17 protein-coding genes, 1 pseudogene and 1 riboswitch are annotated in these 15,775 nt (G+C 68.1%); of the genes and pseudogenes, 8 read left to right on the top strand and 10 right to left on the bottom strand.

The features are described 5' to 3' along the window. Positions 1–12: 12 nt before the first annotated feature. Positions 13–1,599, bottom strand: coding sequence for an isocitrate lyase (locus tag HWX22_RS09420; protein ID WP_175915484.1), 1,587 nt, complete (start codon positions 1,597–1,599; stop codon positions 13–15). 413 nt (positions 1,600–2,012) lie between these two features. Here HWX22_RS09420 and HWX22_RS09415 point away from each other — a divergent pair, with 413 nt between their 5' ends. The 4 genes from HWX22_RS09415 to HWX22_RS09400 all read left to right on the top strand — a co-directional run bounded on the left by HWX22_RS09415 (position 2,013) and on the right by HWX22_RS09400 (position 4,576). Then, positions 2,013–2,534: a YbaK/prolyl-tRNA synthetase associated domain-containing protein gene (locus tag HWX22_RS09415; protein WP_175915483.1), complete on the top strand. Its 522-nt coding sequence runs from the start codon at positions 2,013–2,015 to the stop codon at positions 2,532–2,534. Continuing rightward, positions 2,531–3,169 carry a PAS domain-containing protein gene (locus tag HWX22_RS09410; RefSeq protein ID WP_059819148.1) on the top strand — a complete coding sequence of 213 codons (639 nt, stop codon included), beginning with the start codon at positions 2,531–2,533 and terminating at the stop codon, positions 3,167–3,169. The genes HWX22_RS09415 and HWX22_RS09410 overlap by 4 nt, the downstream gene beginning before the upstream one ends. 53 nt (positions 3,170–3,222) lie before the next feature. After that, complete coding sequence (locus tag HWX22_RS09405; protein ID WP_059690160.1) at positions 3,223–4,197, top strand: threo-3-hydroxy-L-aspartate ammonia-lyase; 975 nt, start codon at positions 3,223–3,225, stop codon at positions 4,195–4,197. A 130-nt stretch (positions 4,198–4,327) separates the two neighbouring features. Then, a complete protein-coding gene (locus HWX22_RS09400) occupies positions 4,328–4,576 on the top strand; it encodes a hypothetical protein (protein ID WP_175909966.1) in 249 nt (82 codons plus the stop codon). 44 nt (positions 4,577–4,620) lie between these two features. On the opposite strand, the gene HWX22_RS09395 is transcribed toward HWX22_RS09400, so the two are convergent. From HWX22_RS09395 to HWX22_RS09375, 5 genes and pseudogenes are all read right to left on the bottom strand, one after another. Then, positions 4,621–5,445, bottom strand: a complete 825-nt coding sequence (locus HWX22_RS09395; RefSeq protein ID WP_059450361.1) for an SDR family NAD(P)-dependent oxidoreductase — start codon at positions 5,443–5,445, stop codon at positions 4,621–4,623. 1 nt (position 5,446) lies between these two features. Beyond that, the gene (locus HWX22_RS09390) at positions 5,447–6,322 is read right to left on the bottom strand and encodes an SDR family NAD(P)-dependent oxidoreductase (protein WP_059690163.1); all 876 of its coding nucleotides are present in this window, start codon (positions 6,320–6,322) and stop codon (positions 5,447–5,449) included. 43 nt (positions 6,323–6,365) lie between these two features. After that, entirely contained in the window at positions 6,366–7,358 is a 993-nt protein-coding gene (locus HWX22_RS09385; protein WP_175909968.1) for an NADP-dependent oxidoreductase, read from the bottom strand. Between the two features lie 54 nt (positions 7,359–7,412). Continuing rightward, positions 7,413–8,045 (bottom strand): Dabb family protein, encoded by a 633-nt coding sequence (locus HWX22_RS09380; protein ID WP_175915482.1) that lies wholly within the window; start codon positions 8,043–8,045, stop codon positions 7,413–7,415. Next, a pseudogene (locus HWX22_RS09375) lies at positions 8,035–8,368 on the bottom strand (hypothetical protein). Before HWX22_RS09375 ends, HWX22_RS09380 begins: the two are co-directional and overlap by 11 nt. A gap of 169 nt (positions 8,369–8,537) precedes the next feature. Here HWX22_RS09375 and HWX22_RS09370 point away from each other — a divergent pair. After that, on the top strand, positions 8,538–9,581 hold the full coding sequence (locus tag HWX22_RS09370; protein ID WP_175909971.1) for an AraC family transcriptional regulator: 1,044 nt from the start codon (positions 8,538–8,540) through the stop codon (positions 9,579–9,581). 114 nt (positions 9,582–9,695) lie between these two features. Beyond that, positions 9,696–9,889, top strand: a riboswitch (cobalamin riboswitch). A gap of 315 nt (positions 9,890–10,204) precedes the next feature. Further along, positions 10,205–12,133, top strand: coding sequence for a TonB-dependent receptor (locus HWX22_RS09365; RefSeq protein WP_175915481.1), 1,929 nt, complete (start codon positions 10,205–10,207; stop codon positions 12,131–12,133). A gap of 34 nt (positions 12,134–12,167) precedes the next feature. Here HWX22_RS09365 and HWX22_RS09360 read toward each other — a convergent pair whose 3' ends face one another. After that, positions 12,168–12,806 (bottom strand): LysE family transporter, encoded by a 639-nt coding sequence (locus HWX22_RS09360; RefSeq protein ID WP_175915480.1) that lies wholly within the window; start codon positions 12,804–12,806, stop codon positions 12,168–12,170. 114 nt (positions 12,807–12,920) lie between these two features. On the opposite strand from HWX22_RS09360, the gene HWX22_RS09355 reads away from it, so the two are divergent. Together HWX22_RS09355 and HWX22_RS09350 are read left to right on the top strand one after the other, a co-directional pair. Continuing rightward, positions 12,921–13,382 carry an Lrp/AsnC family transcriptional regulator gene (locus HWX22_RS09355; RefSeq protein ID WP_059525614.1) on the top strand — a complete coding sequence of 154 codons (462 nt, stop codon included), beginning with the start codon at positions 12,921–12,923 and terminating at the stop codon, positions 13,380–13,382. Positions 13,383–13,445: 63 nt separating this feature from the next. Continuing rightward, positions 13,446–13,856, top strand: a complete 411-nt coding sequence (locus HWX22_RS09350) for a VOC family protein (protein ID WP_175915479.1) — start codon at positions 13,446–13,448, stop codon at positions 13,854–13,856. Positions 13,857–13,868: 12 nt separating this feature from the next. Here HWX22_RS09350 and HWX22_RS09345 read toward each other — a convergent pair whose 3' ends face one another. The 3 genes from HWX22_RS09345 to HWX22_RS09335 are packed head-to-tail and all read right to left on the bottom strand — an operon-like array spanning position 13,869 to position 15,688. Next, positions 13,869–14,216, bottom strand: a complete 348-nt coding sequence (locus tag HWX22_RS09345) for a copper-binding protein (protein ID WP_175915478.1) — start codon at positions 14,214–14,216, stop codon at positions 13,869–13,871. Positions 14,217–14,255: 39 nt separating this feature from the next. Further along, complete coding sequence (locus HWX22_RS09340) at positions 14,256–15,047, bottom strand: DUF2182 domain-containing protein (protein WP_175915477.1); 792 nt, start codon at positions 15,045–15,047, stop codon at positions 14,256–14,258. Continuing rightward, positions 15,044–15,688 carry a DUF1326 domain-containing protein gene (locus HWX22_RS09335; RefSeq protein ID WP_059819159.1) on the bottom strand — a complete coding sequence of 215 codons (645 nt, stop codon included), beginning with the start codon at positions 15,686–15,688 and terminating at the stop codon, positions 15,044–15,046. The genes HWX22_RS09340 and HWX22_RS09335 overlap by 4 nt, the downstream gene beginning before the upstream one ends. Positions 15,689–15,775 lie beyond the last annotated feature (87 nt).

Raw genomic sequence — 15,775 nt, 5'->3', positions numbered from 1 at the left:
CGGGTATGACGATTACGAGAACTGGTTCATCGTGTTGTCCTTGCCCGCCGCCTTCAGCGCTGCTTCGCCGCTGAAGTATTCCTTGTGGTCGTCGCCGATATCCGAGCCGGACATGTTCTGGTGCTTGACGCACGCGATGCCCTGACGGATTTCCTTGCGCTGCACGCCGGCCACGTAACCAAGCATGCCCTGGTCGCCGAAGTATTCCTTCGCGAGGTTGTCGGTCGACAGCGCGGCGGTGTGATACGTCGGCAGCGTGATCAGGTGATGGAAGATGCCTGCTTCACGCGACGCATCGGCCTGGAACGTACGGATCTTCTCGTCGGCGAGCTTGGCCAGTTCGGTCTCGTCGTACTCGACGCTCATCAGCTGCGCACGGTCGTATGCCGACACGTCCTGGCCCGCTGCCTTCATCGCGTCGTACGCCTGCTGACGGAAGTTCAGCGTCCAGTTGAACGACGGGCTGTTGTTGTACACCAGCTTCGCGTTCGGGATGACCTTGCGGATTTCGCTGACCATGCCGCCGATCTGCGCGATGTGCGGCTTTTCCGTTTCGATCCACAGCAGGTCGGCGCCGTTCTGCAGCGACGTGATGCAATCGAGCACGCAACGTGCTTCGCCCGTACCGGCGCGGAACTGGAACAGGTTGCTCGGCAGGCGCTTCGGACGCAGCAGCTTGCCGTCGCGCTTGATGACGACGTCGCCGTTGCCCAGCTGGTCGGCCGACAGCTCTTCGCAGTCGAGGAACGCGTTGTACTGGTCGCCCAGGTCGCCCGGCGCGTTGGTCACGGCGATCTGCTTGGTCAGGCCGGCGCCGAGCGAGTCGGTACGGGCGACGATGATGCCGTCGTCCACGCCCAGCTCCAGGAACGCGTAGCGGATCGCGCGGATCTTCGCGAGGAAGTCCTCGTGCGGCACGGTGACCTTGCCGTCCTGGTGGCCGCACTGCTTCTCGTCGGACACCTGGTTCTCGATCTGGATGCAGCACGCGCCCGCCTCGATGAACTGCTTGGCCAGCAGGTACGTCGCTTCGGCGTTGCCGAAACCGGCGTCGATGTCGGCGATGATCGGCACGACGTGCGTCACGTGGTTGTCGATCTTTTCCTGGATGGCGGCTTTCGCAGCGGCATCCTTGGCGGCATCCAGCTCGCGGAACAGGCCGCCGAGTTCACGTGCGTCGGCCTGGCGCAGGAACGTGTACAGCTCGCGGATCAGCGCGCTGACCGAAGTCTTTTCGTGCATCGACTGGTCCGGCAGCGGGCCGAACTCCGAGCGCAGTGCGGCGACCATCCAGCCCGACAGGTACAGGTAACGACGTTCGGTGCTGTTGAAGTGCTTCTTGATGGAGATCATCTTCTGCTGGCCGATGAAGCCGTGCCAGCAACCCAGCGACTGCGTGTACTTGGCCGGATCGGCATCGTACGCAGCCATGTCGGCGCGCATGATCTTCGCGGTGTACTTGGCGATGTCGAGGCCCGTCTTGAACTTGTTCTGGGCACGCATGCGGGCGGCATACTCGGGGCTGATGGCATTCCACGCGCTGCCGTGGTTTTCCTTCAAGCCAGCCACTGCCTTGATGTCGTCTTGATATTGGGACATGTCAATCTCCTGGGAACGAAGCGCATTTGAGTAAAGGGTTCAGCGTGCCCGCTCCGTGTGACGAAGCGAACTGCATGGACTCAATAGTAACGCCGCCCGATGCGCTTTCGGCGAAGTCTTATATAAGACATAAGATATAAATTTCGCTTGTTTTTCAATGAGATAAGCAATGCGTTTTGCGATGCAAAACAGGTTTTCAAGCGGCGGGACGGCCGCGCGGCGGGAATTTCCCACGCATTCCGCGATATGAAACGGCCTTTCGGCAGTTGGTGGGATGACAAACACGGCGGCCTATGCGTCGGGCCTTTGCCACGCACATGACAAAACGTCTATACTTGGACAATTCATCGACGGCGAACCGAAGCGCGCCGTCGCCGCGTACCGCGATGCGCCCCCCTCCTGCCCGGATCGACATGAGCGACTATCCCGTTTTCGACGCGCTGTGCGAGCTGCTGAACACCTCCGGTGCGCGGTTCCGCGTGCTGGACCACCCGGCCGAAGGCAAATGCGACGTGATCGCCGCGATTCGCGGCACGCGTCCCGAACAGGGCGCGAAGGCGATGCTCTGCACGTTCAAGGACGGCGGCGACGTCACCGCGCTCGCGGTCATCCCCGGCCATCAGAAGATCGATTTCCGCAAGGTCGCCGACGCGGTCGGCCGCCGCAAGGCGACGCTCGCGCCGCCCGAACTCGCCGCCACGGTCACGCGCTGCGTGATGGGCGCCGTGCCGCCGTTCGTGTTCGACCCGAACGTGACGCTCGTCGTCGACCCCGCGCTGATCGAACTCAACGACGAAATCGCGTTCAACGCGGGCCGCCTCGACCGCTCGGTCGTGCTCGACGCGTCCGACTACGTGCGGATCGCCCGCCCGCTGCTGGCCGACATCACGCGCCCGGAAACGACCGACGCGCCCGCGCTCGAGGCCAATACATGACCACGCCCCGCCCCAGGCCGCAGTCGGAACAGGCATCGCTGATCGAGCAGGTGCTGCGCATCGCCGAAGGGCTCGGCGCGATGTTCGCGCCGTTCACCGAAGTCGTCGTGCACGACCTGCGCACGCCGGAGCACGCGATCCTCGCGATCCACAACAACCTGTCGGGCCGCGCGATCGGCGATCCGGCGACCGAACTCGGGCTCGCGCGCATCGAGGACGAAGACTTCCCGCAGGTCCTCGCGAACTACGCGAACCGCTTCGCCGACGGCCGCACCGCGAAAAGCACGTCGATCGGCATCAAGGATTCGAGCGGCCGCTATGTGGCCGCGCTGTGCCTGAATGCGGACGTCACGCTGTTCCGCGGTTTCCAGGGGATGCTGAACCAGTTCTGCAGCACCGAAGGCGCGCCGGTCGCCGAAACGCTCGACCCGGCCGGCGCGGACGCGATCCGGCAGCGCATCGACGCGTTCGCGACGCGCCTCGCGACCACGCCGCGCGAGCTGAAGACTGACCAGCGCCGCGAGCTGATGCAGACGCTGAAGGCCGACGGCTTCCTTGAGGTGCGGCGCGCGATGGAAATCGTGTCGCAGCACCTCGGCGTGTCGCGCGCCACCGTATACAACGATGCGAAATGACCCTGCGCGTGAAGACGCGCGCCCTGTTGACCGACTCTTCCGACGAGCGACTCATGAACACTCCGACCCTCCCCACCTACGACGACGTCGCGGCCGCCGCGGCACGGCTCGACGGCCACGCGCACCGCACGCCCGTGATGACGTCGCGAACGATCGACGAAGCGCTCGGCGCGCAGGTGTTCTTCAAGTGCGAGAACCTGCAGCGCATGGGCGCGTTCAAGTTCCGCGGCGCGTTCAACGCGCTGTCGCGCTTCGACGCGACGCAGCGCCGCAACGGCGTCGTCGCGTTCTCGTCCGGCAACCATGCACAGGCGATCGCGCTGTCGGCGCGCATTCTCGGCATCCCGGCGACGATCGTGATGCCGCAGGACGCGCCGGCCGCGAAGATGGCCGCGACGCGCGGCTACGGCGGCAACGTCGTGACCTACGACCGCTATACCGAGGACCGCGAGCAGATCGGCCGCGCGCTTGCGGAGCAGCACGGGCTCACGCTGGTGCCGCCGTACGACCACGCGGACGTGATCGCGGGCCAGGGCACGGCGGCGAAGGAGTTGTTCGACGAAGTCGGGCCGCTCGACGCCGTGTTCACGCCGCTCGGCGGCGGCGGCCTGCTGTCGGGTACGGCGCTCGCGACGCGCGCGCTGTCGCCGCAAGCGAAGCTGTACGGCGTCGAGCCGGAAGCCGGCAACGACGGACAGCAATCGTTCCGGTCCGGGTCGATCGTCCACATCGACACGCCGCGCACGATCGCCGACGGCGCGCAGACGCAGCACCTCGGCAACCTGACGTTCCCGATCCTGCGGCGCGACGTCGACGACATCCTGACCGCGACCGACGCGGAACTGGTCGACTGCATGCGCTTCTTCGCGACCCGTATGAAGATTGTCGTCGAGCCGACCGGCTGCCTGTCGCTCGCGGCCGCGCGCCGGATGAAGGACGAACTGAAAGGCAAACGCGTCGGCATCGTGATCAGCGGCGGCAACGTCGATCTCGAGAACTTCTGCGCGCTGGTCGCCGCATCCGCGTGACCGTCACGGCGCGCGGATGACCGCATGAACATCCTGTCATCCGCGCGCTGCCGCTCCTTCACGCCGCGTTAAGTTTCGCGCCCTAGACTGAATGCGTTGTCCCGCAGTCAGTCGTGAAGAAGGAGTTGCCATGAACACGCACGCGATCGTCGCCGCCGCCCTCGCGGCAGCATCCCTCACGGCGTTCGCTCAACCGGGCGTGACGTCGTCCGTTTTTTCCGCCACGTCGCCGCACGACCCGGTCGCGCAGGCCGCCCACCGTTCGCCCGCCGCGCTGCCGCATGCCGGCTTCGTGCTCGCGAAGATCGATCAGAACAATACGCCGCCCGACCGCGGCGGCGAACCAGGCGGCCGCACGCGCGCCGGCACGCACATGTAACCTTGCGCGAGCCGGCCGCGTCGGTCGGCCGGCCCGCTCCCCCATCACAACGACGGTAGCGACGGATCGCGCGCGGCGAGGATGTCCGCGGTGCGCCGCTGCAGCGCGCCGTCGATCGTCTCCGGCTGCGGAATCAGCCAGTAACGCCCGTCGCGAATGCCGTCGAACGCCCGCGCCGCGAATGCGTCGGGCGTGAGCCCGTGCGCGTTCAGCATCGCGCGCATCGTGTCGACGAAGCCCTGCACTTCGGGCCGGTCGTGCGCGGCGCCGAACGGGTCGTTGAAGATGCCCGTCTGCACCGGGCCCGGCGCGAGCAGCGACACGCCGACCGGCGCGCCGAGCATCTTCAGTTCGCCGTACAGCGATTCGGTCAGCGCGACCACCGCGAATTTCGTCGCCGAGTAAGGCGACATCAACGGGCTCGGCAGGAACCCGCCGACCGACGCGGTGTTGACGATGCGCGCGGGCACGTTGCGCTCGAGCATGCGCGGCACGAAGCTGCGGATCCCGTTGAGCACGCCGTGCACGTTGATCGCGAAACTGCGCTCGAATCGTTCCGGCGTGATTTCCCAGCTGAAGCCGGTCGCCATCACGCCCGCGTTGTTGAACAGCAGGTCGACGCCGCCGAAGCGCCGCCATGCGGCGTCGGCCAGCGCGTCGACGGCTTCCGGGCGGCTGACGTCCGTCGGCACGCACAGCACGTCGGTGTCGAGCGTCGCGGCGAACGCGTCGAGCTTCGCCGGGTCGAGATCGGCCAGCACCACGCGCATGCCGAGCCCGGCGGCATGGCGCGCGAGCCCGCTGCCGATACCGCTGGCCGCGCCGGTGATCACGGCGGTACCGCCGTCGAAGCGAATCGAAGTCGTCATGTCAAAGTCCTGTCGGGTCGATGCGCGGATGCGCGTACGCGGGAACCACGGGCGGCGGCAACGGCGAGCGGCCGTCGAGCGAGCGCACCGCGAGCCCTTGCGACAGCGGGAAATGCAGGCTGTGCGCGACGAGGCCCGTGCGCTCGCTTGCCGGCAGGCTGCACAGCGCGAGCGCGGTTTCCGCGAGATACGCGACGTCCTCGGTCGGATAGCCTTCGGGGATGTAGCGGGCCGCGCCCGGCGTGCGGATCGCGGTACTCGGCGCGACCAGGTTCACCGCGATGCCGTCGGCTTCGAGCTCGGCCGCGAGCCCTTGCGTGAAGCGCGACAGCGCGGCCTTGACTGCCGCATAGACGGTCGCGCCGCCCGCGCGCGAGAAATCGTCGAACGGCCGCGGCGGCGCGAGCGCCGTGACCGAGCCGACGTTTACGATCCAGCCGGCGCCGCGCGCGCGCATCAGCGGAATCGCGGCCTGGCTCAGCGCGAACGGGATGCGCAGATAGTGCTCGATCGTCGTGTCGAACATCGTCATCGGCATCGCGTCGACGCGCGCGTAGTCGGCCACGCCCGCGTTGTTCACGAGGATATCGAGGCCGCCGGCCGCCTGCGCCGCGCGTCCGACGAGCGCGTCGCGCTCGGCCGGGTTCGACAGGTCGGCCGCCAGCGCGATCGCGCGGCCGCCCGCCTGCTCGATCAGCGCGACGGTTTCGGCGAGCGTGCCGGCGGTCGTCGCGGATTGCGTGAGGCTGCGCGCCGTCACGACGACGGTCGCGCCTTCCGATGCGAGGCGCTGCGCGATTGCGCGGCCGATGCCACGGCTCGCGCCGGTCACGAGCGCGCATTTGCCCGCGAGCGTCGCGGTTCGGGTGTCGGTCATGATGTCTCCGGTAAAGGGGGTGTCGTGCGCGGACCGTTCCGTGTCAGCCCGCGATATCCGCAACGTGCAGCACAAACTTGGTTTTCGCGTCGCCCGTTTGAACGAGATCGAGTGCGCGCGCCGCCTGTTCGAGCGGGAAACTGTCGAAGCGCGGCACGCGCAGCACGCCCCGGCCGAGCCGTTCCGCGATCGCCGCCAGCGTGGCGCCGCTCGGCATCCGGCTGTACGTCATCGCGGTGCGCAGGCCGCGCCGCGCGGCTTCGGCGCCCTGCGCGGCCAGCCGCTCCGCATCGCCGGCCGCGAGCGTCATGATGTTCACGAGCGTGCCGCCCGGTGCCGGCAGGTCGAGTGCATCGGGCAGCGTGTCGCCGCCGACCGCATCGAGCACGAGATCGACGCCGCCGGGCGCCCACGCCCGCACGGCCGCCGCGATGTCCTGCGCGCGATAGTCGATGCTCGCCGCCGCGCCGAGCGCCTCGACGCGCGCGCGATTGCGGGCCGAGCACGTCGCCGCGACGCGCGCGCCCGCCTGCGCGGCAAGCTGGATCGCGAACGTGCCGACCGCGCCCGCGCCGCCGTGCACGAGCACGGTCTGCCCGTCACGCAGCGCGCCGTCGTCGAACAGGCCGGCCCACGCGGCCAGCGCGGGCGTCGGCGTGGCGGCCGCTTCCGCGAAGCCGACCGCGTCGGGCAGGCGCACGACCGAGTCGTGCCGCACCGCGACGTATTCCGCATACGCGCCCCAGCGCCCCGCGCCGACGTCGGTCTGCGCGAACACGCGCATCCCCGGCGCGAAACCTTCCACGCCCTCGCCGACCGCCTCGACCACCCCGGCCGCGTCGAAGCCGATCACGAACGGAAACGTGATCTGCATGAACGCGCCGAGATAGCCTTCGCGGCATTTCCAGTCGGCGGGATTGACGCCCGCGTACGCGACGCGGATCAGCACGTCGCCGGGGGCCGGCCTCGGTGCGGGAACGTCGGCCATTCGCAGCGCGTCGGAATGGCCGACGTGGTCGATCAGCAAGGCTCGCATGGTGGTGTCTCCAGGGTTGTCGTTTGCATGGCGGCGGCTCGCGTGCGCCGCGCGTCACCCGGCCGTGTCGGCCAGCAGGCTCGACGCGAGCGGACAGAACGCGTGCGAGATCGCATCGACCGTCCAGTCGGGGCTTTCGGCGTCGAAGCGGCGGTCGACCCAGCCCCAGTGATACGGATGCAGCAGGTATTCGCCGAGCAGATCGCCGGCGTGCGCGAATTCCTGTTGCCAGACGTGGGTCCACGCACCCGGCGTCACGATCCGGCTCAGCCGCCAGTTGCGGATGCCGGGCATGAACGCGGGCATGCGCAGCAGTTCGCGCTCGAGGTCGCGTACCTGCGCTTCGTCGGCCTTCGGCCGCACGCGCAGCATCAGCGTGCGCCATACGCCGTCGCGCAGCGCCGGCTCGCGCAGGCCGCCGCCGACCGCCCGGCATGCGGCGCCGTCGATCCGCACGACGCCCGGTATGCGGGCCAGCGCGGTGAAGTCCCGCGCGTGGTCGGCCGCCTGTTCGTCGCGCAGCACGTCGAGCGTGTAGTCGCCCGCGTTCCAGCAGCCGTCCAGATTGCGCGCGAGCGCCACGCGGGTCGCGCCGGGCAACGCATGCGCGGCGTCGCGCAATGCACGTTCGAACGCGTCGGCATCGTCGGTCGCCGAAGCGAATATCTGCGCGGTGTCATGCCGCATGGTCGACCTCCGTCAGCGCAGGCAGCGGCGCATCGGCGTCCGTCATCACATGGCGGCGGCGGGCGTCGCACAGCGCGTCGACGGCCGTCCAGAACGCGACCACGTCGCCGTCGGTCAGCGCGCGCATCCGGTGCATCGGCAACCTGCCATGTCAGCCACAGCGTGCTCGGCTGCCCCGGCACCGCGACGGGCGGCGACACCCAGCGGCCGGCTGCCGTCAGTCCGCGCGCCGCGTGGCCCGGCAAATATCGGTCGCGCAGCAGCGCCAGCACGTCGGGAATGCGCTCGGGCGCGAGGGTGATTTCGTCTACGATCTGGATCATTCGCGGGTCGTCTCGGGAAGTTCGCGGCGCAATGCGATGCCGGTCGCCTACGCCGTTCCGGCGAGGCCGGAAGCGGCCGGCGTGGATAGCATTCTTGCGTGGCGACGGCCGGCGAACCCCTACCGGCCCGCTCACCGGCCCCTGTCGTAACGCTCAGATCGGGAGAGAGATGAAACAGCGCGCAATGCCGGCACGCGGCCGCATGCTGCCGGGCCTCGGCGCCCGCCTGCTGGACGAGCTGACGCGCAGCGGCGCACCGCCGGCGGAACGACCGACGACGCCGGCCGCCGACGTCGCGTCGACGACGCCCGGCGGCTTCGTCGCGCTGTACCGCGACGCGATCGAGCGGCTCGAGGCGCAGGTTGCGCGCGGCAACGGCCATCCGCCGATGCGCAAGCAGGAAGTCGACCTGATGTGCCGCTGCCTGCTCAGTTGCGCGACGCTCGCCGACGCGATCCGCTGCGCGGCTGAATTCTGCGAGATGCTGACGCCGCGCGCCGGCGCGCTGTCGCTCGCGGTGCGCGACGGGCGCGCGACGTTCCGGATGGATTCGCTGCGCCGCACGCGCAGCCCGGCCGCGTGCCTCGTCGACCTGACGGGCTTGTTCTGCTATCTGCAGCTGTTCGGCTGGCTGATCGGGCAGCCGCTGCGACCGGACGAAGTCTGGCTCGGCCATCCGCGCCGCGACGACGCGATGCCGCTGCTCGGGCTGTTCAACGCGCCGGTCGATGTCGGCCGCAAAACCTATGGCTTCGCATTCGACGCCGCGCGGCTCGATGCCCGCGTGATCCGCCAGCCGGGCGAACTGGCCGCATTCCTCGTCGATTTTCCGTTTCGTCTTATCGATGCGGCGCCGGCCGTCGTGTCATGGGCGCAGCAGGTGCGCGGCTTTCTCGACGCGGCGCTCGCGCGCGAGCAGGCGCTGCCCGCGCTTGCGGCGCTGGCGACATGGCTCGGCGTCAGCGAGGCGACGTTGCGGCGGCGGCTGGCGGCCGAGGGCAGCGGCTATCACGCGTTGCGCGAGGAGTGTCTCGCCGACGTCGCGCGGCGCTGCCTGCGCGAGTCCGATTGGCCAGTCGCGCGGATCGCCGCGCATCTCGGGTTCGGCGGCGAGGAAGCATTCCGGCGCGCGTTCGTGCGATGGACGGGCGTCGCGCCGAGCCGGTTCCGACGCGATTGCCGCGCAGCCAGCGCGCCCTTTCCTCAGATGTAAAGTAAAGGGGTCCTCATGTCTCTCAAGCGAGGATTTGGAAAAGAATCCGGCGAGCACTGACGTTTTTTCGCATCCCCGCGCGCTTCGCCGATTGACGCGCCGGAGCGCTCGCCATTACGCTTGCGCGCTGATGGTTCCCGGAGACGGGATCAAAAGGGAACGCAGGAGAGGCAGCGCCTCGAATCTGCGGCTGCCCCCGCAACTGTGAGCGGCGAATCCGCACTACTCCAAGCCACTGGGAAACCGGGAAGGCCGGTGCGAATAGCGACCCGCGAGCCAGGAGACCTGCCATCGACCCGAGGTCCAAGCAGCCGCGCCGGGCGGGGTGTCCCGGAGCGCCAGGCACCGCCTTGGGCGGTCGCCCCCGTTGCATGGACGGCCCGACCTCAGGACCCTTCAGATGTCCAGTCTTTCCGCCCCCGCTTCCTCGCCGGAAGTGTCGTGCCGTCGCGCCAGCCAAGGGCGCGGCGTGTCCGCACGCGCGTGCCGTGCCGTGTCGTTCGATCCGCGCGACGACCGCCCATGCCGTCCGGTCTCGCGATAGACCAATACGAACCCGGGCGGTACGCACCGCCACCCGCTTACGCTCGTCGTACCTGCAACACGATCACGCTCATTGCCTCATGAATCTTCGCCACCTTCTCGCCACGTCCGCCGCCACGGCGCTGTTCGCCCCGATCGCCCATGCCGCCGGCGACACGGCGCTCCCGCAGCCGCCCCAACCCGCCGCAACCGCCGACCTGCCGACGATCAGCGTGACCGACACGCGGCACCTGCCCGAATCGTTCGACCAGCGCTATGCGACGACGCAGGTGCTCACGCGCGCCGATCTCGATCGGCTGTCGCCGAGCGACCCGAGCATCACGCAGGCGCTCGCGACACTGCCGGGCGTGACCGTCTCGCAGAACGGCGGCCCCGGCTCGTCCGCGTCCGTGAGCATCCGCGGCTCGTCCGCCAACCAGGTCGTGGTGTTCATCGACGGCATCCGGATCGGCTCGCCGACGACCGGCATCGCGCCGTGGGCCGACCTGCCGACCGACGCGTTCGAACGCGTCGAGGTGATCTCGGGACCGGCCGCCGCATCGTTCGGCGCGAACGCGATGGGCGGCGTCGTGCAACTGTTCACGCGCCGCGCCGCCGGCCAGCCGAACCAGACGACCGTGTCGTTCGGCGGCGGCTCGAACAAGACCTTCGACACGCAGGTGCGCACGTCGGGCACCGTGCCGTCGACGGGGCCGCTCGCCGCGCTCGGCGGCCTCACCTACACGCTCGGCCTGCACGACTACAACACGGCCGGCATCGACGCAACGCGGCCGTTCGCATACGGGCACGAGGACGGCCGCAATCCGTATCACGCGCAGGACCTCGATGCGCGACTCGGCTACACGCGCGACAACTGGTCGATCTCGACGTTCGCGCTGTATCACCGCTCCGACCTGTCCTATGACAACGCCGGCTTTGCGAATCGCGAGCTCGATCATCAGCTGACGACCGGCATCGCGTTCCATCTCGACATCACGCCCGACACCCAGTTCGACCAGTCGTTCGGTTATGCGAACGACCGCCAGTTCCTGTATGCGAGCGACCCGACCATTCCAACCGACCAGATCAACTCGCAGCGCATCAGTTCGTCGACGTCGCTGACCCGTCAGGAACACGGCTTCCGGCTGTTCGGCCTGCCGCTGTCGGGCGAGACGAAGGTCGCGTACGACTTCACGCGCGAACAGGCCTTCCTGCCGGTCGACGTGCCGGACGGCGTGCCCACGCGCAACGACTCCGCGTTCTCGCTGCATCAGTCGGCGACGCTCGGCAGCGTGACGATGTTCGTCGCGGGGCGGCACGAGATCATCGCCGGGAAGGCCGTGAACACCGGCAACGCCGCGCTGTCGTGGGCCATCACGCCGGTCTATACGGCGCGCGTGTCATACGGCAACGCGTTCCGCTTGCCCTCTTTCAACGATCTGTACTACCCGGGCTACGGCAACCCGGACCTGAACCCGGAACGCAGCGATTCGGTCGAGGCCGCGCTCGATGCGAACACGGCGTACGGCACGTTCAGCGCCGCGATCTACGACACGCGCATCAACAACCTGATCGCCTACAACCCCGCGACGCGCTCGCCGATGAACATCGGTCGCTCGCATATTCGCGGCATCGACCTGTCGTACAAGGGCACGATCGGCCGTTATACGCCGGTGAGCGTCGCGGTCGGTTTCCTGAATCCGCAGGACGAAACCAACGACAGCTGGCTCAACCGCCGGCCGCGCCAGACGGTCAGCGTCAACGTCGACCACACGTGGGACGAATTCAACCTGCACGCACTGAGCACGGGCGCGTCGCTGAACTACGGCGGCACGACATTCGACGACCCGGCCAACACGACGTATCTGCCGTCGTACCTGACCGTGAACCTGCGCGCGTCGTACAGGATCAATTCGCACCTGACGGTGTCGGCGACGCTGTCGAACCTGTTCGACCGTCAGTACATGACCGCGTACGGCTACAACACGCTCGGCCGCACCGCGTTCGGCAAGGTCAGCTACACGTTCTGACCGCGCGCGCGGTGTGTCGATGCCGCGGCTTGCGTCATGACCAGACGACGCCGCGCATGCCCGCGATCAACTGGATCGCGCCGAACACCGCGATCACGACGGCCGACACGCGCGACAGCCCGTGCACGAACGTGAGCGGCATCTTCGCTCGCAACGCGGCGGTCGCGCCGCTCAAGCACAGCCACCACGTCGCGGATCCGAGGAACACGCCCGCGACCATCGACGCCACGGTCGGCCCCATCGTGCCTTCATGCGTGCCCGCCAGCGGGCCGAGCGCCGCGAAGATCCCGACGAAAGACAGGATCGTCATCGGGTTCGACAGCGTGAGGCCGAAGGTCGTCAGGAAATCGCGCAGCACGGTCGTGCGCGGCACGTCCTGCACCGCAGCCGACGCGGCCGGCGCCTGCCGCGCGATGGACCAGGCCAGCCACACGAGGAACGCGCCGCCGACGATTTTCAGCGCGACGGTCAGCACCGGAAACGCGGTAACGATGCCGGCGACGCCCAGCGCGCCGAGCAGTCCGTAAATCGCATCGGCGCACGCGGCGCCGATGCCCGTCGCGAACCCCGCGTGAAAGCCGCGACTCAGGCTGCGCTGGATGCAGAGCATGCCGATCGGGCCGACCGGCACGGCGATCGACAACCCCATCACGACGGACTTGATGAACAGCATGGCCGGCTCCTCGCGTCATGCAATGACATGATCCGCATCGTAGGGAAAGTCCGGTCGCCGCTGAAGACGGTTTTTAAGGAAAAATGAGGCCTTCACCTTAAAAACTCCGCCGCGATGGACGAACTCGACTGGAAGATACTCGCGCTGCTGCAGGCCAACGGCCGCATCAGCTACACGGAGCTGGCGCGCCAGGTTCACCTGTCGGTGCCGGCGGTGACGGAACGCGTAAAGCGCCTCGAATCGGCCGGCGTGATCGACGGCTACACGGCGCGGGTCAATCCGGCCGCGGCCGGCTATCCGGTGAGCGCGCTGATCGGCATCACGGTGCCGCAGCCGGCGAAGGCGAAATTCCTGAAACTGCTGGAGACGATTCCCGAAGTGGTCGAGTGCCATCACGTGACCGGCGCGGATTCCTACGTGATGCGGTTCGTCGCCGTCAGCATGGCGCACCTCGAGCAACTGATCGAGCGCATCAACCTGTACGGCGAAACGCGCACGTCGATCGTGATGTCGACGCCGCTGCCGGCGCGCGGGCTCGCGCGGCCGGCCGCGGCGGTCAAAGGCATGCGGGGGTGACAGGACGCCCCGCGTTGCGCGATGCTGTGCGCGACGCACCTTGCACGAACCGGACAACCTGCCATGTCAGTGATCGGACTCAATCATTACAACCTGCGCGCGGATCGCGCCACGCTCGATACGCTGCGCGATTTCTACGTGAACGTCGTGGGCCTCCAGCCGGGCTATCGACCGCCGTTCCAGAGCAACGGCTACTGGCTCTACGCGGGCGGGCAGGCGATCCTCCACCTGTCGGAAGCGCGGCCGGGCGAGGTTCGGCCGGCGCACGTCGTTAACACGTTCGACCATATGGCGTTTTCATGCGAGAACGCGGCCGACATGGAACGGCGCCTGGCCGACGCGCAGGTCCGGTACTCGCGCACGTATGTGCCGCTCACGCGCCAGCTTCAGCTGTTTTTCACCGATCCGGCCGGCAATGGCGTCGAGTTGAATTTTGCTGAAGCCGAGGGTGACTCCGGCGACGGACCGGGTTAGCACCGGCGATCGCTACTGCCGTTGCACGAGCTTCACGATCGTCAGCGTGCCCGCCACGCGCTCGACCCGGACCCTGACCTTGTCGCCCACGTGCAACGACTCGATCATCGCCGGGTCGCCGGCCTTGAACGCCATCGTCATCGGCGCCATCCCGACGTTCTCGAGTGCGCCGTGCTTCAGCGTCACCATGCCGTGCGCGGCATCGATCCGCTTCACTTCGGCATCGGTCAACGCCGAATCCGGCGCCGACATCTTCATGTCGTCCATGCTCATGTCGGACATGCTCCCGCCCGCACGCACCGGTGTCGCGACGACGGCCATCGCACCGAGGAATGTGATGGCGAGGCATCGGATTTTCATCGAGACACTCCGTTGTTGAGCCAAAGACGAACGCGCTCGCTACACCAGCAACGTCGCGACCGCCCACGCGATCAGTACGATGCCCAGTGCGCGGCCCATGCGCTCGCCGCCCGGCAGCACCTTTTCGACGAGCACGAACAGCGACAACGCGACGATCCACACAACGTTCATCACGCCGCCGACGAACAGCAGCGCCATCAGCAGCCAGCAGCAGCCCACGCAATACGCACCGTGCCGCACGCCGAGCAGGAAGCTGCCCGCGACTCCCGGGCGCCAGTACGTCGTGAGAAACCGGACCGGCGACCGGCATTGCCGCAGGCACGCCTGTTTCAGCGGCGAGAATTGATAGGCGCCGGCCAGCGCGAGGACGATCGCGGACAGCGCGGCGCTCTTCGACCACAGCATCATTCCGGAGATCAGGCCGGCAGGCTGCAGCAGCATCTGCAGCACGGCGGCGGCGACCGAGAACGCCAACCACGCGGCCAGGTAGCCGGCCAGCAGGAACGCCGACGTCACGGCCGCCCCGTCGCCCTGCGCACCGCGATGCCGCAGCACGCGCCGGTACAACAGCACGAGCGGCGCCGCGCCGGGCGTCATCATCGCGATCATCATCACCCACCACATCAGGACCACGGTCGCCAGCGCCGGATCCATGGCCCCCGTGTCGTCGGCCAGCCGATGCGGAAACAACGCCACCGCCGTCATGTCCAGCGCCGACATGCCGGTGCCCGCGCCCGTCCACAGGTAGACCCAGCACGCGCCGACGAGCGCGGTCATGCCGAGCAGCGTGACGACGCGCTCGCGTCCGAGAAAATCGCCGACGGGGATCATGCCGCGACGCGATGCCGGATCAGCCCATGGTTGTTCAGGTGCAGCCGCGCGAACTGCGCGTAGCTCCGCTCGAGATTCAGCTCGATGTGGCCACGCGACCGGCCGGTGCCCGAACCGATCTCGGCCAGCTCGTATTCGAAGCCGTGCGGCAGGTCGATCCGCACGCGATGCTCGGCGCCCGTCACCGGATTGCGGATCGGTTCGCCGACGATGTCGAACACGCCTTCGACGCCGATCCGGCCGCGCCGCGCATCGACATCGACGTCGAAATCGATCTTCGCGAAGATCGGATCGTATGCGTGCTCGAGCGTCGACGCGAACACGGAGAACATCGTCGCGAACGGATCGGTGTCCTGACCGGTCATGATCTTCAGCACGGCCTCGCACTGCGCCGGACTCGCGCGCTCGTCGACGATCGGCTGGCACCGTCCGTGGCCTTCGTGAATCGGCCCCGGCCACTGGAACACGACCGCGATCCGGACGCCATCGAGCACCACGTCGCCGTAGTGGCCGCTGTCGATCGAAATCGCACCCATCGCTTCGCAGTTGCCGTGCGTCGGCAACGAATTGAACTGGCAGGGGCAACCGTATGAGCAATTGCAGTTCATTAGTTCGGTTCCCTGAATCTCCCAAGGCGTCATGGCTTCACCTCGCGCGTTCGGTGGCACGTAATGCTTCGAATCTAGTGCAGCGCACAGGGGAAAGCAAAGGCCGCGCGAGACGCGCGA

The sequence above is a fragment of the Burkholderia sp. BCC1638 genome (genome assembly GCF_902833195.1).
GTDB lineage: Bacteria > Pseudomonadota > Gammaproteobacteria > Burkholderiales > Burkholderiaceae > Burkholderia > Burkholderia diffusa.
Note: the sequence above shows the minus strand (reverse complement) of the source record. Positions and strands in the feature narration are given on the sequence as shown.